This window comes from Collinsella sp. AF29-7AC (assembly GCF_003475665.1).
In the GTDB taxonomy this organism is placed as follows: Bacteria; Actinomycetota; Coriobacteriia; order Coriobacteriales; family Coriobacteriaceae; genus Collinsella.
The window spans coordinates 1-17009 of record NZ_QRQX01000031.1 but is presented as its reverse complement, the minus strand read 5'-3'; the positions used below and the strand labels follow the sequence as shown (position 1 = coordinate 17009).

Here is a 17009-nt window from a genome sequence, read left to right as displayed (position 1 = left end):
GAAGCACGCGGTTGACAAAACCATAGAGACACGTCCCAAAAAGACTGCGGTGGAATCGATAGGGATTCCACCGCAGGTTGTTGAGGGCTAGAGGCTGTAGGTGACCACCTGGGGCTCGCAGGGGTTGGCGGGATCGGCCTGCTCCACGCGGACGAACTTGACGGTCACGGCCTCAAAGCCCGCCTTGTGCAGAACATCGGCGTAAACGCGCGCCTGCAGGGCGTGCTTCTCCTGCAGCTGATCCGGCGTCTCGTCCGGTGTGCCGCCCGTCTTGTAGTCGATGACCAGCGCGCATGACGAATCCGCCGGGTTCGTCGCCAAAGCGTCGATGGCGCCCTCGGCATATGCACCGTAGCGAGCGATGTCCTCGTCCTCGCAGCCCAGCGAAAAGAACGGCACCTCGGCGCGAACGCACGGCCACGCGAGCAGGTCGGTACGAACAGCCGACTTGAGCCAGCGGTCCAGGGCAACGTCGAAGCGTTCGCGCTGCTCCGGCGTCAGGCGCCACAGACGCGCCAGCGCTTCGGCGCGCGCGGTGGGCAGCTCATCGGCACCCATCTCGATGAGCCACTGGCAGGCAGCGTGGAAGGCCGAGCCCAGCGCCATGGGATTGCCGGCGGGCTCGACAGCAGCCACGTCCGCATCCGTCGTCTCCGAGCCATCCGACTCCGCATCATCGCCAGCCTCGTCCATGGGCACGCGCGCCTCGGCGGCACGGTCCTCGGCCTCGGCATGGAGCGCTGCCGCGATTGACGAGTAGCTATACGAGTCACGCGCCGGGAACGGGCAGGTGCCCATGCGCACGCCCACCGCCTGGGGATACACAAGCTCAAACGCATCGGGCTCGGGGTCGGCAGGACCGGGAACGGCGGCGTGGGCATCTGCACCGGCGCCCTCCGGCTCCGCATCGCCGCGAACAAGCCCGCCCTCGGCATCCAGTGAAGCGTTAGCCTCAAACGCCTGCTCGCCAAACGTAAAGTCCGCCAGCGAGATGAGCTCGTAGTCGCCCGACTGGGAGTTGTCGAACACCAAACGGTCGCTATCGAGCTGCGGCACGTCCAGAGCGTCAGTCGGCAAAATACGGCGCAGCACGTCGTAGGTCAAATCGGTCTCGACGTCGAAGGTCGGCGCCGTCACCTTGCCACGGCTCACGCCGGCATCCATCGCCAGAATGACCAGCTCGCGCGCACGCGTCATGGCAACGTAGAGCAAGCGGGCCCGCTCCTCGAGCGAAAGCTGCAGGTCGTCGTTGCGCAGGCGAACAAATGCCTCGGCGGGAGAACCCGTCGCACAGACGTCCTCCATGAGCTCCGGCGGCAGCCACAGCGACGTGCCCTTGCCCTTAAACGCATGCTCAAACTGCTTTTTAACGTCGTCGCCCTTCACAAAGGTTCCGTCGGCGAGCTTAACGCCGTCGAAGCGTGCCGGTAGCGCCACGACCTGCGCTCCGCCCTCGACGCGACCCATCTGTGCCGTGCCCGAGGACTTACGCACGCCAAAGCACTCGGCGACCGCCACGACCGGATATTCCAGACCCTTGGAGGCGTGCACCGTCATGATGCGCACCGCGCCGTCGCCCTCCACGTTGAGCGCGCCCGGCGCCTCCTTGCCCGCCAAGAAGCGGTCGAAGGCCAGCGCGATGGAACGCGGCGAGTTACCGAACTCAGCCTCAGCCTCGGCCACGGCGTCGAGTGCCTTGAGCACGTTGGCGGCAATGGCCTTGCCCTCGGGACCACGCTGTGCCAGGCGTACAAACCAGCCGGAGGCGTTGACCACGTCGCGCGCGATGGCGGCGAACGAATCGCGGCCCACACGACGAAGCGCATACCGCAGCACCTCGCGGGCGCGCGTCACCAGCGGCAAGTCTTGCAAACCCAGCACGTCGAAATCACTCATAATGCCCACGTCGATATTCCGGCGCGAGGTCTCCCCCGTCTCGCTATCGAGCTTGGTCGCCAGCGCCAGGAACTCCTGGGCGCCGAGCGCAAACATCGGCGATGCCAGCAGCGGCATAAGGCCCTGCGCCGTATCGGCCGGATTGGCGAGTGCACAAACCAGGGCGCGCACCGTCTGAACCTCGGCAGCTTGGGCAAAGACTGAGCCGCCCGCGATGACGCAGTCGAGCCCCTGGTCGCGGAAGGCCTGGGCGTAGACGTCTGCGTTGGTCATGCGGCCCAGTAGCAGCACCATGCCGCCCTGGGGCTGGCCGGCATCGGCAAGCGCGCGGAATCGCTCGGCGATCGCACGGGCCTTGGCCTGTGTGCGCTCCTGCGTACTGCCGCCGGCAACAAAGAGCGCCTGGCGACGCGAGGCGTCTGCCACCAGCGTGTCCTTGCGGCCGTCGCTCGCCTCAAGATCCAAAAAGCCCTGCATCAGGCCGCCGTCATCGCCATCGAAGACGCGTGCCACGTAACGCAGCACCTCGTCGTGGCTGCGGAAGTTGCGCACGAGCTTGACGAGCTCGCCAGCAGGGGCGTCGGCCACGGCAGTCGCCTCGGGCGCGGCAGACAGGCCCACCTTGCGCTCCTGGCGACGGAAGACCTCGACCTCGGCGCCGCGGAAGCGATAGATCGACTGCTGCGCATCGCCCACGGTGCACAGCGCGCGCTCCCCCGCACCCGTCAGATAGCGTATCAAATCGACCTGCATCTGGTCGGTATCCTGGAACTCGTCGATCATGACCATCTTAAAGCGGCCCTCGTAGGCCGCTCGAATAGCCGGGTAGTCGCGCAGGGCCTCATAGGCCATGCGCAGCAGGTCGTTGTTGTCGAGGGCAGACTGGGCAGCCTTGAGCGTGCGGTACTCAGCCTCTACAGAGCGGGCCAAGCCCACCAGTGCATCAAGCGCCGGGCCACCACAGGCAAGCACGATATTGATAAACGCATCGGCGGCCTCGGCCTTGAGCAGCTCGACCTGCTCCTTGGGGAACGCCTTGCTCGCCCGCGGCATGGCGCACGACATCATGAGTCGCGCCGCATCCTCCATGGTTTTGCCGCTCGCCTCAAACGCGTCGATGGCGTCGAGTGCCGTCTGCGCCTTCTCGGTCGCGGCCTTGCTTGCGCCCAGCGCCGATCGATAGGCATCGGCGAGTGCCGAGGTATCGGCCTGGCCGCGCGCCACGCACACGTCGTCCATACCGCCCGGCAGCTGGCTCGATAGCTCCAACAGGTCGCGCACCAGGCCTTTAATGGTGGTGCCGGCACCAAACGGCCCGCCCTCGCCCGCCATGGGATACCAGGCGTAGAGGCTTTTAAGCGAAGCGGCGAGCTCGGGGGCGGCATCGGGCACCGTCGCGCGGGCCAGCACATGCTCAACAGCCTGGTCCATAAGCTCGTCGGTATCGGTGAGCACCGTGAACTCGGGGTCGATGCCCAGCTCCAACGCGTGTGCGCGCAGGATACGCGAGCACATGCCGTGAATGGTCGAGATCCACGCATCGTCGACGGTCAGGGCCTCCTCGTCCATGCCCTCGTCGATGAGCGCGCGGCGCACGCGGTCACGGATCTCGGCCGCGGCATCTTTGGTAAAGGTAATGGCGAGCACCTGGTCCAGATGCTCAACGAACGAACCGGATTCGGGCGAGAGCGCGTAGACGATGCGGCGCGTGAGGGTAAAGGTCTTGCCCGAACCGGCGCCCGCCGAGACAAACAGCGGACGGTCGAGCGTTTTGACGATCTGCAGCTGTTGCGGCATCAAAGTCGAAAGATCCATGGTCTACACGTCCCTCCTTACAAACGTTCCTTCGTGGTTATACGAGCAGCGCGCATGCGCGGCCTGCGCCGACGTCGGGTCGACGGCGGCAACGTTGCCTGCCTCGAGCTCGCGCAGGCGCTCGGCGATGCCGGCCTCCACGCGATCGAGCAGGGCGTCGAAGTCCATGCTGCCACCCTCGCCGGGGAAACCTTTCTTAAGGCCCGGGATGCGACCGTCGCCGCGCTCTTCCTCGAGCAGCTCGGCGCTCGCGGCACCGCGCAACGCCGGCTTACCGCCCTTGGTCGAAAAGTAGAGCGCCGCGCGGGTGTCCAAATCCAGCGCCCGGCGCATGGCCTGGGCGTAGATAAGCGTTTGGGTATGCGGCGGCAACCAGCGCGGATCGTCGATGGGCGCCGTGCCCGATTCCTCGTCGCGCACCGTAGGGTCGGCGAGCTTAAACTCCTCGACGCCCGTGCGATGCTTGTAGTCGATCACCACGGCACGATTCTCGGCGTCCACGTCCACGCGGTCGATGCGCCCGCCGAGCGGCCAACCGGCATACTCGACCTTGAGCTCGTTGAAGGCGAACTCCAGGTAGCGTGGGACAAAGGGGGCAAGTGCCTCGGACTCGTAGGCAAGCACGCCCTCCAACTGCGGCAAGATCTCGGCCACCTGGCGCTCCTCCACCGCAGAGAGCGGCACCAGCGGGCCCTCCGTGCCGCGCTTGCCGGCGTGCTCGGCCAACGTCTCGTCAAAGACCTCGCGCAGCAGCTCCTGAGCGCGCGGCAGATTCTCGGGCGTCACGCGCTCCATGCCCTCCTGGGGCAGACGGGCATGCAGGTGCTCCAGCACATCGTGGACAAAGTTGCCCTTCTCCATATTTCCAAAGCCCGCGTCGATGGACTGAGGCTTCACGCGATACGACACGAACCAGCACAGCGGGCACGTCGAGTACGCCTCAATCTGCGAGGCGGACGTCAGACGCGGCACGAGCGGCGCGTTCTCGCCCTCGCCATCGCGGCGACGCAGGACCAGGTACGGCACAGCCGCCTCACTCAAATGCTGAGGAGCCTCGCACGCAACACGCTTGCACTCGATGCCCTCGCCGGCCGCTGGATCAAAATCGGCGACGATACCGCCCTCGCCCGCGCACGCAACCTTGGCTGTGCCAGCGGCCTCGGCATGCGCCCGCAACTCGGTCCACACGGCAGCCGGATAGCACTCACGCGCCTGGCGATCGTGGGTCACGCGGGCGAGCACAACGGGGCCGCGTGCCGCCTGCATCGCGCGGCCAAAGCGCACGCGCAGCAGGGCCGCGGGCTCAAGCGTCACGCCGCTGCGACCCAGCTCGGCCGTCAGCGTAGCTAGCGGGCCCTCCTCATGTGAGAGCGGGTAACTGTCCAGATCGACGTCGGCAAACAGCACGGCATCGTAGCTGTCGGGGCGCAGGGCTACCGCATCGGCAAGCGACGCAAAGCGCGCCTGGGCGCGCGGCGCGCGGTCGACCTCGTAGGTCTCGTAATCGTATGCGGTGCTGCGCTTGTCCACCTTGGTACGGACGCCGTCGAGCACGGGCACGGTCGCGGCCTGCGACACGTCGAGCGCGCGGGCGTCGTTCATAAGGATGTCGATGGCATGTCGCAGCAGGGCGGTCTCCGCCTGGCGACAGGCCTGGCCGTCAAGGCCGCCTAGAGCGCGATCGGGCAGCGCCTCGGCGACGGCGAGCATTGCCTTGAGCGCCGTCACGGGCTTGTCGCGCCACAGCGCTTGGAACACGTCCGAGACCACGCACGGCACGTTCTTAAACCGGTTCTCATCACTGGCAGCCTTGCGCGTGCCCCTGACCTGGCCCTGCACGCTCTGCAGCAAGCTCTTGACGCCCGCAGTGGTCTTGCCGCGCGACAGGCGCATGTTCTTGTCGAAGGTGCGCGCGCTGGCGGCGTCGGCGCCCGAAAGCGGACTGTAAATCCAGTCGGTAAGCTCCGGCGCGGGCCACCACTCGGTCTTTGACGCCATGCCCTCATCGGCGGCCTTCATGCGCTCGATCAGGCCGGCAAGCGCCGCAAACCGCCCGCCCGCAATGGATTGGGAAAACGCCGTGAACTCGGTTGCCTCGGCCGCAATGTGACGCGCCGCCAAACGGGCAGCGAGTTCACCGAACAGCTGAGGCGCCCGGGCAGACACCACGAGCACGCGCGCGGGGTCCGCGGACGCCGCGACACCGCCGTCGACCGCGGCGTCCTCACGCGTTTTTACCAGCTCATCGATTACATCCACATAGGCGTGGGCGCGGGCGTGAGGGCCGGCAACCTCTACAAAGGTAGGCTGAGCGGCGGACTTGGAGGCAGTCTGGGGCGCGGCGGCACCCTCGCCCAGCGGCGCGGCCTCAAACAGCACACCGCGGGCATCAAATGCCGCGGCAAGTTCCTCGCGCATTGCCGCCTGCTCGCGGGCAAGCAGCACAACGACCTCTCCCCCATTGTTCGCCACGGCCGACAGCAACTCGAGCAGGCCGTGCGTAAACGACGTGATACCGCGCACGCATACGGCGCGGACGCACGCCGGAAGGTTGTCGGCCAGCACCTCGCCCATAAGGTCAGCCGCCTCGCAGGGCTCGACCATGTCCCGACGGTCCAAGCCGCTCGCATAGGCGCTCAACAGCTCGAACACGCGGGCCTCGGCGTCACTCTTGGGATCGGGCTGGCAAACGTCGCCGCGGCAGCGCTCGGCACCCGTTCCCGCTACGCCCGGCAGCACATCGCGGGCCATGCGCGCGAGCATGCGCACCGTACCCTGACTGCGCGAAAGCGGCTGCAGGCCGGCATCGTCGCGACGGGCAATCATGTCCGAGAACAGCATCTGGCGCTGCATGTTGTCGACGAAGCTGCGGCCATCGCCCATAAGCTCCCACAACGAACGAAGCCACGACGCGGGGGTTTTGTAGTCAACGCCCAGCGAGGCGCCAGCAACCGCAGCATCGTGACGGCACAGGTCGAGCTCAGCAAACGAGGGCGCCAGCAAAACAGCACGCCCGTGGCGGGCGACCAGGTCGGCGAGCAACGCCGCCTCGGCATCGCTCAAATCCGTGCCGGCATTAGTGGTATAGATTCGAACAGGCATGGTCCTCCACTCAAACCGTTCGCAATAATCAATGCATCCATCCTACCCGCCCACGCGGACAGATTTGCCCCACGCCAACAGATTTCCTCCGTCCCCGAGGGATCAAAAAACCGCCCCCGGAGGAGCGGTTTTGCACAATTCGTTTTTGGCGCGGCCTACTCGCCATCCTCCAGCTTAATGAGGATTTTGCGGTAGCCACCGTACTCGCCGTTGAGCGCCTTGGACACACGGCTCACCGTGGTGGACGAAGCGCCGGTACGCGCCTGAACCTCGACATAGGGCTCGCCCTCGTCCAGATAACGCGCGACCTGCAGACGCTGCGATAGATCGCAAATCTCGCGCGGCGTGCAGATATCGGTCAAAAACGCTTGGATATCTTTCTCGTCGTCCAAAAGGCTAAATGCGTGGACCAGCTGCTTGACATCAGGCTTGTCAAACATGTTCTCGATATTCATCGATCACCGCCAAACCCGCCAAAAGGCATCGAAGTTGATACTGACATCGGGCATCGTTCGCCCGTTCTATGCAATAGGGCAACGCCTATGGCTTTTGCCCGTAGCAGTTTAGCACACCACCAAACTAAAGCGACAAGACTCTCTGCCAGCGGCACGTTTTCTAGGACGAACGCCGTTTTGAAACCGAATGCGCACGCAAGCTCCACGAATATCTGAGACAATGGGCGCCCAAACAGGGCCGTGCCCCGCACCCATCCAAGTTGCAAAGGCATGTGCCTCTCACGCTCCCTCACCACGCCATGCGCAAGAAAGGATTCACACCATGCGCTTTATGCTCAACTGGCTTTTGACCTCAATCGCCATCGCGATCGCAACGTTTCTCGTCCCCGGCATTCAGCCCTTCGGCATGGCCGACGCCTGGGTCTGCTTTGCCTTCGTGGGACTGTTCCTCAACATCGTCGACTCGCTCGTTAAGCCGTTCCTGACGGTCATCTCGCTGCCACTCACTATTATCACGCTTGGTATTTTTCAGCTTGTGGTCAACAGCTTTATGCTCGAGCTGGCCAGCTACCTGTCGGTCAATCTGCTGGGCGCGGGTATCTCCATCGCCAGCTTTGGATCGGCGTTTATGGGCAGCATCCTGGTATCCATCATGCGCAGCATTCTCGACAGCATCGCCCGGAACTAAAGCGACCGGATACGGACCGCCACAACACGCCAAAACGAAGGCCGTCCATCGCAACGATGGGCGGCCTTGCCATTTGTCGAGCCTCAGAGGGCAGGAAAATCTACCATTTCTACCCCGTCCCCCAATAGCAGGTGGGGCTAGATGACGTAGTCGTAGCCCTCGCTGGGGGCGACGAGCGTATCGAGCGTCACGCCATCGAGGTAGTCGTTGATGAGCTTGTCCAGGTTCTTCCACACATCGAGTGTGGGACACTCATCCGAACGCGAACAGCCCTTGCAGTCGCCGTCCAGGCATGCGACCGGTGCCAGACTACCCTCGGTCAGGCGCAGAATCTCGCCCACCGTGTACTGCTCGGGCGGGCGCGTGAGCACGTAACCACCGCCCTTGCCGCGCATGCCCGAGAGCATATTGGCGCGCACGAGTGTGGCCAAAATGTTCTCCAGATACTTCTCCGAAATCCCCTGACGCGCGGCGATCTCTTTGAGGGGAATGCGGCCTGCCGCCTGGTGCTCGGCCAGGTCGACCATAACGCGCAGGGCATATCTGCCCTTTGTGGAAACCAACATATATATTGCTGCCTTTCGGTCTTTTAATTCGTAGAAATTCTAGCCGAAATATTGGTTTTGAAAATACCTATTCCCGTCAAGATGGTTAATCGACTCGTAATAATCTTCTATTTCCTATTGCATTACTAGGCTTTAGTGCCTACTATGCTTGCCAACAGCAAAACAAACAACCCATAAGGTTTGTGGGTTTCGTTGCTACACACACCGTAAAACCACACGGTATCCAGTCATTTGAACACTTTGGAGGTTCACCATGAGCAAGGTTTACACGTCCATCGATCAGCTTATCGGCCACACTCCGCTTCTGGAGCTCACTCACTTTGAGGCCGATGAGGACCTCAAGGCCCGCGTGCTCGTCAAGCTGGAATACTTCAACCCCGCCGGATCCGTTAAAGACCGCGTCGCCAAGAACATGATTGACGAGGCCGAGAAGGCAGGCAAGCTCGTGCGTGGCGGCGACTACACCATCATCGAGCCCACGAGCGGCAACACCGGCGTCGGCATCGCCTCGGTGGCGGCCGCCCGCGGCTACAAGGTGATCATCACCATGCCCGAGACCATGTCTGTCGAGCGCCGCAAGCTGATGCAGGCATACGGTGCGCAGCTCGTGCTCACCGACGGCTCCAAAGGCATGAAGGGCGCTATCGCCAAGGCCGAAGAGCTGCAGAAGGAGACCCCCAACAGCATCATCGCCGGCCAGTTTGTAAACCCCGCCAACCCGGCCATTCACAAGGCCACGACCGGCCCCGAGATCTGGGGCGACACCGACGGCAAGGTCGACATCTTCGTCGCCGGCGTCGGCACCGGCGGCACCGTGACCGGCGTGGGCGAGTTCCTCAAGGAGCAAAACCCCGAGATTCAGGTCGTCGCCGTCGAGCCCGCCACCTCCCCGGTGCTCTCTAAAGGCCAGGCCGGCCCGCACAAGATCCAGGGTATCGGTGCCGGCTTTGTGCCCGACGTCCTCGACACCCAGGTCTACGACGAGATCATCCCCGTCGAGAACGACGACGCCTTTGCCACCGGCCGCGCCGTGGGCCACAAGGAGGGCGTGCTCGTGGGCATTTCGTCCGGCGCCGCCGTGTGGGCCGCACTGCAGCTGGCCAAGCGCCCCGAGAACGAGGGCAAGACCATCGTGGCGCTGCTCGCCGACACCGGCGAGCGCTACCTGTCCACGGCACTCTTCCAGGACTAGAGCTCTCGTTCCTAGAACGAGTCCAAGGCACGCCGGTCTCCCCTCTCTTCTGACAGCCTGAGCTCATCCCAACAGGGTGTCCCACAGGACGCCCGAACTTGCTACAATGTCTGCGGCGCGGAACCAGCCTCCCGCGCCGCTTTTCTTTTTTGGCCACATGCCACCAAGGAGAACCTCCCCATGCACAACAAGCGCGTGCTCGTCGCCATGAGCGGCGGCGTCGATTCCAGCGTGACCGCGTATCTGCTCAAAAATCAGGGTTACGAATGTGTCGGTGCCACCATGCGCCTCACCTGTCCCGCGCCCGATCCCGTCACGGGCATGAGCAAAGTCGATCGCGACATCGCTGACGCGAAGGCCGTCGCCGGGCGCCTGGGAATACCCCATCACGTGCTCGACTTGCAGCAAACCTTCGACCGTAACGTGATCGAGCGCTTTGTGAACGCCTACCAGGAGGGGCTGACGCCCAATCCGTGCATCATCTGCAACCGCCACATTAAGTTTGGCGCGCTGCTCGATGCGGCGCTGGACATGGGCTGCGACTATATCGCCACGGGCCATTACGCCAAAACAAGCCAAGCGGCAGATGGCACCTGGCAGCTACATCGCGGCGAAGATCCCAAAAAGGACCAAAGCTACTTTTTGTATTCGCTTACGCAGGAGCGCCTGGCGCGCACGATTTTTCCGCTGGCAGGGCTGGACAAAGAGTGCGATGTGCGCCGCATTGCCGCCGAGCAGGGCTTCATCAACGCCAAGAAGGCCGAGAGCGAGGATATCTGCTTTATCCCGGACGGCGACTATGCGGGCTATATCGAGCGCCGCTGCGGACACGCCGCTGCACCGGGCGATATCGTGTGGCGCGACGGCAGCGTGGTCGGAAGCCACAATGGCGCCTTGCGCTATACCATAGGCCAGCGCAAGGGCCTGGGCGTCGCGATGGCGCACCCCGTGTACGTAACGGGCGTCGATGCCGCCAACAACATCGTGCATCTGGGCGAGGCCGAGGACCTGACGGCCACAGCGCTCACAGCCAACGACTGGATTTGGAGCGCCCCTGCCGACCACATGGAGGCCGAGCTGGATGCCGGCGGCATTCGCGTGGGCGCCAAATACCGCTACCGACAGAAAGACCAGGCAGCAACCCTTACGCGTGATGAAGACGGACAAATGCTGCTAACTTTTGACGAGCCGCAGCGAGCCATCGCCCCCGGCCAGGCAGTCGTAGTCTACCGCGGCGACATCGTCCTGGGCGGCGGCACGGTGGCCGGCGCACTTAAGTAGCCGCGGGTTTATCGCTGCACGTGTCGAAGTACCTCAACAGCGGCACCAACCTCGATTACGCGACGCTCGAGGCCGCGGCGGATGGCCTCGAGTCGACCCTCCGCCGTGGCCCATTTGCTCTGCGAAAGAATCTCGATCGCCTCATCAACAAATCCGTTGAGCCGCGATGAATCGAACCAATCGAGCGAGTCCGCAAGCGCCAGCTGGACGGAAGGGTCGGGCCCAAACGGCTTAGCGGAAAACCCAAACTCCCCAGCTGCGAGCACGGCAGTTGGTACGTTATACCACAGGCAGTTGCCGCTATCGAACAGCGGAGCAGGTTTTATCTCCAGGGTGTCGACATTGCGGATGATGCCGAAGTTTCGCCAATGGCGGTCGCTGTTGGCCAAAAGGGCATCGCAGACAATCATCTGCGACATAGACCTTCTCACAGCGGCCTCACCGACACCATGCTTGCCGAGGTAGCAACAGTACCGGTCGTACGTCGAGTTTCCCCGCTGACTACCAAGTACGCCCTTAACGTAAACAGCCGGAACGTATTCCTCGCGGCCGTCAAGAAAGTCGTCGCACAGACACACAGGGCCATCGAATATGCGCTCAACCGCGTAAGGAACAAACTCCCCCTTGGAAAGCAAGCGACGATGTAGAGCCGTTGCAACCGCCTCGTTAAAGGGACGCTGATCGTCCATCCCGCACCCTTTAGCCAAAACGCGAATGCCGTTTCGGATCATCCACGATTTAGGGAGCTCGCCCTCGGACGTGTTATCCGGATTTTTTAGACCGATGCCTTCCAGCCAACCCGAACGCTCTTCGGGCGCCGATCGCTCAAATTCGTTCTCAAAGTAATTGATGCTTTGCCATTTGAGTTCGACGCAATCGGCCGGCCGCAGCCAATAACAATCCGAAAGCGATAAGCCCAGGCACCGAACCGGAACCTCGATGCCATTGGCAATTCCCAGTTCACGATAGCGCGAGACGAGTCCAGGGCGGACGTCAGGCACCGACCGATGGCTCCACCACACGTTGAGCTCCCGTTTATTCACCGTAGGAGAAGAGCTCGAGCATGTGCCAAACGGCATTCGTTGCGCATCGAGGACCTCGGCGATTTCGAAGGGAAACTCACGCGTCGGATCAAATGAGACATGCGCGATCTCATGGTCGGCCGACATCAGCGTAAACTTGCGTCCCACATCAGCCGCAGGACGGCGTCCTCGCTTGCGGACCTTTTGGTAGGCGGTCGCAGAATTGTACTCGACCATCTTCCGGCCGCCCACAATATCGCACACAAGCGTCCCCGATGCGGCAAGTTGCGATATGCGGGCTTTCGTAACGCCCAACAGGCGGGCGGCATCACCCATAGATAAGTACTCAGACGTATCCATACACCGCATCACCTCGTTAAGTAATTTACACGTTTAGTTAATAGATTACATACATCATAATACTAAACAGCCCAAAGCGAAAAAAGGCCCGAAAAACGGGCCTTAGTGATTGGTCAGCCGAGTCGCAAGCTGCTCCCCTAGCGCTGCACGTAGGCGCGGACGAGCTCGTAGGTGTTGCGCACGCCGTCAATGTGGCTGCGCTCGTAGTTGTGGCTCGCGTACACGCCGGGGCCGATCAGGCCGTGACGGATATCGTAACCGGCCGAAAGCGTGGCCTCGACGTCGGAACCGTAATGCGGGTACACATCGATGGCGTAATCGAGCTCCAGCTCGCGCGCGATGTTGGACAGCGTGGTTACCAGGTCGTAGTTGTACGGACCGCCCGAATCCTTGGCGCAAATCGACACCATGCGCTCGGTGCAGCCCAGGTCGTCGCCCACGCAGCCCATGTCAACGCTGATCATCTCGCGCGTGTCGGCCGGCACAAAGGCACCGCCGTGGCCGACCTCCTCGTACACGGTAAAGAGCAGCGACACCTTACGCGAGAGGGTCACCTCGCCGTCGGCAACGGCGCGAGCCAAACCCAGCAGAATCGACGCCGACAGCTTGTCATCCAGGAAGCGGCTCTTGATGTAGCCACTCTCCGTCACCGTGGTGCGCGGATCCATAGCGATGATATCGCCCGTCTGAATACCCAGCTCGAGCACATCGTCTTTGCTGTCAACGTTCTCGTCGAGCAAGATCTCCATGTTCTTCTCGATGGTCTTGACCGGTTCATCGGCCACGTGCGCCGAAGGCTCGGTGTTGAGGACCACACCCGTATACACATTGCCGTCACGCGTGTAGACGGTGCAGTTCTCGCCATCGGCCGTAGACCACTGGTGCCCGCCGAGCGTCGTGGGACGCAAGCGACCATTGTCCTTAATGGAGCGCACCATGGCGCCCAGGGTATCGACATGGCTCGCCAATACGAGCGGCTCGCCCTCGCCGCCAAGTTCAACCAGCACGTTACCCTTATTAGAACGCTCAGGCCCAAAGCCCATATCGCGCAGGGTCTCCATTAGATAATCAGTCGCCGCACGGGTATAGCCCGTAGGCGAAGCAATCGAGGTAAGCGCCTTCAACTGCTCAGCAATATAGGAGAGCGTAGAATCCATCTGGGACACCAAAGTCACCCTTTCATATCGAATTAAACCCACAGCAACAATACCACCACGCACATTTATTTACCCAGAGAGACAACCCATCGAGCTCCCCAGAGCTGCGCCCGTCACGATAACGAGCCGGCAGGCCCCTGCCCGTTAGCCCCACAATCTTTCCGCAGGACGGAGGAAGCCCCCGCCGCACGAAGTGCGCAGCGGGGGCTTCCGACATGTCCGAGGACGATTCTGGGGCTAACGGGCGGGGCCCGCCGAACCAGGTTAAGCAGCCGGGCAGATCTTCTTGAAGAGCTCGATAACGTCGTCGAGCGTCGCCTCGCGCGGGTTACCCGGGAAGCAGGCGTCGGCCATGGCGTCCTTGGCCAGGACCTCGATCTCGTCGGCCTTCATGGCCTCGCAGACGTGCGGGATGTTCACGTCGGCAGAGAGCTGCTTAACGGCGGCGATGGCGGCGTCGGCGGCCTCGTCGGTGCTCATGCCCGTGGTGTCAACGCCCATGGCGACGGCGACCTTGGCCAGGCGCTCGGCGCAAACCGGCTTGTTGAACTCCATGGCGATCGGCAGCAGCATGGCGCAAGCGACGCCGTGCGGAGTGTCGTAGTGAGCGGACAGGGTGTGAGCCATGGCGTGGTCGATGCCCAGGCCAACGTTGGAGAAGCCCATGCCGGCGACATACTGACCAAGAGCCATGCCCTCGCGGCCGGAGCCGGGCTGGCCGGACTTGGCCTCGGCAACGGAGTCGCGCAGGTTCTCGCTGATCAGCTTAATAGCCTCAAAGTGGAACATGTCGGAGAGCTCCCAAGCGCCCTTGGTGGTGTAGCCCTCGATGGCGTGGGTCAGAGCGTCCATGCCAGTGGAAGCGGTCAGGCCGGCGGGCATGGAAGCCATCATGTCGGGGTCGACGACGGCGACCTCAGGGGCGTCGTTGGTGTCGACGCACACGAACTTGCGGACCTTCTCGGGGTCGGTGATGACGTAGTTGATGGTTACCTCGGCAGCGGTACCGGCGGTCGTCGGCACGGCGATGGTGAACACAGCGTGGTTCTTAGTCGGAGCAACGCCCTCGAGGCTGCGGACATCGGCGAACTCGGGGTTGTTGATGATGATGCCGATAGCCTTGGCGGTGTCCATGGAGGAGCCACCACCGATGGTCACGATAGCGTCAGCCTCGGCGGCCTTAAAGGCCTCGACGCCGTCCTTGACGTTCTGGATGGTGGGGTTGGGCTTAATCTCGGAGTAGAGGCTCCAAGCAATACCGGCGGCGTCGAGCTCGTCGGTTACCTTGGCGGTAACGCCAAACTTGACCAGGTCGGGGTCGGAGCAGACGAAGATCTTCTTGTAGCCACGACGCTGGAGCTCGCCGGGGATCTCCTTGATGGCGCCAGAACCATGATAAGAAATGGTGTTGAGAACGAAACGATTAGCCATTGATAGCCTCCCATCGTGTGCGGGGCGCCCATTACGCCCCACGCTATGTGTCCCATCCTAACGCTTTTGAAACAAAAAATGCATGAGAACGTCAAAAGTGTTAAAGCGTTTCAACATAATAACGGAGCCCCAGTCCTTCCCTCCCGACTGCAGCGAAGGCTAGATTATAGGAGCAATTGCCCAAAGAATACGACCAACTCAGTCTATAAATTGTTTCTGTTTTAGCAATATATGTTTGACAATACGTTTATAAAAGGATACGTTATAGTAATTAATATGCATGCAGCAAATAGTGTCATTCATTTTGTTAGAAATTGCCCATGCGGTTATTGCAGCTGCATGTACTGCAACATACAGCGTAATTCTCCGCACGAAGCAGAAGACGGTTCCAATTCGATCGAGGCGATGACGCGTGATGGCTACTGGTCCTAAATCGAGCAAGACGGCTACAAACGAATATCGAATCTCAATTGAAGGTAACCCTTATCCGCATGCTCTGGCTCTCGTCAACCCAGCGGGAGACAACCTCAACATCAAAAGACATGGGTTCACGGGTCCACTAGGACAGCTATTGAGTCTTAAATACACCGTTTATGACGATGCAAATGAAAAGCTCTTTACTGTCGTCGACGGTGGTTTTAGTAACATGCCCAGGGTTGCGCTCATCATCGAACACAAGGAAGTTGCGGTGTTCGATTATGGCCTAAACAGACTTGAGATGAAGTGCGTAACGAACATACCGAATTACACAATAAAAGGTAACTTCCTATTTGGAGATTACGATATATTCAGTCAACGGGAAGTGAAGCTATCTTCAGTTAACGTCCTTCAATGTGATAAACAATCGTGCTTTAACATACAGGTTTTGGATAAAGCCGAATTAGCCGCCGCAATTGGAATACCCACAGCCATTGCCCTTCTGAGGGCTCGGATTGAAGAGCATCTCGAATAAATTGCAAAAAGCAGTTCGTAACAACATTCAGGAGCTAGATAGTTTTTTCTGGCTCCTGAAGCTGTACTACATAGAGATGAAAAATAATGCGGCAAAGGGGCTGTCCCTTTGCCGCATTCGGTTACTTTCGGCAGCCCTCTTTCCAAGCCTCGGCCGCAACCTTCCAGCGAAAACGCAAGTCGCGCTCGCGGTCGATAAACATGATGGCAAACGCGACAAACAGCAGCACGCTCGCCACGACGATGGCGTGCAGGCCCATGCGCTCAATACACCAGTTGCCCAACACAGCGCCAAACACAAAGGTAAAGATCACGCCAAAGTACAGCAGGCCGTTTTCCAAAAAGCCACGCTTATGGGTAATGATGTAGTCGTCCACGTTTTGCAAGGCATTACGGAGGTTGCCGATACACATGGTCGTGGCGATGCCGTGTCCATGAATCTTGCGGAAACTCTCGACCTGCATACCGCAGGCAAACGAAGTAAGGCAGTTGGCGAGCAGGTTGAAATCGCCGCCCGGGATAAAGCTCACGCCCAGCAAGATAACAGCTTCAAAAAACACCGTCACCTGGCGCCAGTGAATCACGCTGCCAAAACGCTCGTGTACCAGGTCGGCAAGCATAATGCCCACGGCAAACGACACCACGGGGAAGAAATAGCGTCCCGCGAGCGCCCAATTACCCTCCGAGATGCTCACGCCCACCAACAAGATGTTGCCTGTCTGCGCGTTGGCGAAAACATGATCGCGCCCAATGTACGAATACACGTCCATAAAGCCACCGGCGAGCGCCAGAATGATGCCCAGCTCGATGGACTCCGATATCTGCTTGGCACGCTGCATCGTCGTGCGGCCTCCTTGTTGACGACCCTCTCGTGCGTTGGCGGAGACATGGCCGCCGTTCATACTGTAACCCATTGACAACATGGCGTGCGCGCGAGACGGGCTCCCCAACGCGCAGATACACAGTCTGGAAACAAACGGCGGGCGCGGCGCCACACCCGCATCGACACGCCGATCCGCCAGCCCATGTACTCCACCAGTCTTTTTAGCCCCATTACAGTTTGAGTCGTCCGAAAGGGCGGCTCTTTTCCGTT

At 61.4% G+C, this 17009-nt stretch carries 12 protein-coding genes; 4 read left to right on the top strand and 8 right to left on the bottom strand.

Going from position 1 to position 17009, the window contains the following annotated elements; genetic code table 11:
* Positions 1-87: 87 nt before the first annotated feature.
* The 3 genes from DWZ15_RS09820 to DWZ15_RS09810 form a co-directional block, all read right to left on the bottom strand.
* On the bottom strand, positions 88-3711 hold the full coding sequence (locus DWZ15_RS09820) for a UvrD-helicase domain-containing protein (RefSeq protein ID WP_118450734.1): 3624 nt from the start codon (positions 3709-3711) through the stop codon (positions 88-90).
* Between the two features lie 3 nt (positions 3712-3714).
* On the bottom strand, positions 3715-6813 hold the full coding sequence (locus DWZ15_RS09815) for a PD-(D/E)XK nuclease family protein (protein WP_118450732.1): 3099 nt from the start codon (positions 6811-6813) through the stop codon (positions 3715-3717).
* A 155-nt stretch (positions 6814-6968) separates the two neighbouring features.
* Positions 6969-7268 carry a YerC/YecD family TrpR-related protein gene (locus tag DWZ15_RS09810; RefSeq protein ID WP_022094855.1) on the bottom strand — a complete coding sequence of 100 codons (300 nt, stop codon included), beginning with the start codon at positions 7266-7268 and terminating at the stop codon, positions 6969-6971.
* 322 nt (positions 7269-7590) lie between these two features.
* Between DWZ15_RS09810 and DWZ15_RS09805 the strand changes: the two genes are divergently transcribed.
* Complete coding sequence (locus DWZ15_RS09805; RefSeq protein WP_117583967.1) at positions 7591-7956, top strand: phage holin family protein; 366 nt, start codon at positions 7591-7593, stop codon at positions 7954-7956.
* A 137-nt stretch (positions 7957-8093) separates the two neighbouring features.
* Here the strand turns inward: DWZ15_RS09805 and DWZ15_RS09800 are convergent, their stop codons facing one another.
* On the bottom strand, positions 8094-8522 hold the full coding sequence (locus DWZ15_RS09800) for an Rrf2 family transcriptional regulator (RefSeq protein ID WP_117637349.1): 429 nt from the start codon (positions 8520-8522) through the stop codon (positions 8094-8096).
* A 253-nt stretch (positions 8523-8775) separates the two neighbouring features.
* Here DWZ15_RS09800 and cysK point away from each other — a divergent pair, with 253 nt between their 5' ends.
* A complete protein-coding gene (gene cysK, locus DWZ15_RS09795) occupies positions 8776-9714 on the top strand; it encodes a cysteine synthase A (protein WP_117564503.1) in 939 nt (312 codons plus the stop codon).
* A gap of 57 nt (positions 9715-9771) precedes the next feature.
* Positions 9772-10995, top strand: coding sequence for a tRNA 2-thiouridine(34) synthase MnmA (gene mnmA, locus DWZ15_RS09790; RefSeq protein ID WP_255413210.1), 1224 nt, complete (start codon positions 9772-9774; stop codon positions 10993-10995).
* Positions 10996-11003: 8 nt separating this feature from the next.
* Here mnmA and DWZ15_RS09785 read toward each other — a convergent pair whose 3' ends face one another.
* From DWZ15_RS09785 to fucO, 3 genes are all read right to left on the bottom strand, one after another.
* Positions 11004-12377: a DNA-binding protein gene (locus tag DWZ15_RS09785; RefSeq protein WP_117564505.1), complete on the bottom strand. Its 1374-nt coding sequence runs from the start codon at positions 12375-12377 to the stop codon at positions 11004-11006.
* A gap of 137 nt (positions 12378-12514) precedes the next feature.
* On the bottom strand, positions 12515-13534 hold the full coding sequence (locus DWZ15_RS09780; RefSeq protein WP_089572259.1) for a M42 family metallopeptidase: 1020 nt from the start codon (positions 13532-13534) through the stop codon (positions 12515-12517).
* 264 nt (positions 13535-13798) lie between these two features.
* Positions 13799-14965: a lactaldehyde reductase gene (fucO, locus tag DWZ15_RS09775; protein ID WP_022094861.1), complete on the bottom strand. Its 1167-nt coding sequence runs from the start codon at positions 14963-14965 to the stop codon at positions 13799-13801.
* 415 nt (positions 14966-15380) lie between these two features.
* Between fucO and DWZ15_RS09770 the strand changes: the two genes are divergently transcribed.
* Complete coding sequence (locus DWZ15_RS09770) at positions 15381-15917, top strand: hypothetical protein (RefSeq protein ID WP_117639794.1); 537 nt, start codon at positions 15381-15383, stop codon at positions 15915-15917.
* 121 nt (positions 15918-16038) lie between these two features.
* Here the strand turns inward: DWZ15_RS09770 and DWZ15_RS09765 are convergent, their stop codons facing one another.
* On the bottom strand, positions 16039-16755 hold the full coding sequence (locus DWZ15_RS09765) for a YoaK family protein (protein WP_089572184.1): 717 nt from the start codon (positions 16753-16755) through the stop codon (positions 16039-16041).
* Positions 16756-17009: the final 254 nt, after the last annotated feature.

Bases quoted from the DNA above. Each gene is read 5' to 3' on its own strand.
- DWZ15_RS09820 (WP_118450734.1), bottom strand. From the start codon at position 3,711: ATGGATCTTTCGACTTTGATGCCGCAACAGCTGCAGATCGTCAAAACG.
- DWZ15_RS09815 (WP_118450732.1), bottom strand. From the start codon at position 6,813: ATGCCTGTTCGAATCTATACCACTAATGCCGGCACGGATTTGAGCGAT.
- DWZ15_RS09810 (WP_022094855.1), bottom strand. From the start codon at position 7,268: ATGAATATCGAGAACATGTTTGACAAGCCTGATGTCAAGCAGCTGGTC.
- DWZ15_RS09805 (WP_117583967.1), top strand. From the start codon at position 7,591: ATGCGCTTTATGCTCAACTGGCTTTTGACCTCAATCGCCATCGCGATC.
- DWZ15_RS09800 (WP_117637349.1), bottom strand. From the start codon at position 8,522: ATGTTGGTTTCCACAAAGGGCAGATATGCCCTGCGCGTTATGGTCGAC.
- cysK (WP_117564503.1), top strand. From the start codon at position 8,776: ATGAGCAAGGTTTACACGTCCATCGATCAGCTTATCGGCCACACTCCG.
- DWZ15_RS09785 (WP_117564505.1), bottom strand. From the start codon at position 12,377: ATGGATACGTCTGAGTACTTATCTATGGGTGATGCCGCCCGCCTGTTG.
- DWZ15_RS09780 (WP_089572259.1), bottom strand. From the start codon at position 13,534: ATGGATTCTACGCTCTCCTATATTGCTGAGCAGTTGAAGGCGCTTACC.
- fucO (WP_022094861.1), bottom strand. From the start codon at position 14,965: ATGGCTAATCGTTTCGTTCTCAACACCATTTCTTATCATGGTTCTGGC.
- DWZ15_RS09770 (WP_117639794.1), top strand. From the start codon at position 15,381: ATGGCTACTGGTCCTAAATCGAGCAAGACGGCTACAAACGAATATCGA.
- DWZ15_RS09765 (WP_089572184.1), bottom strand. From the start codon at position 16,755: ATGCAGCGTGCCAAGCAGATATCGGAGTCCATCGAGCTGGGCATCATT.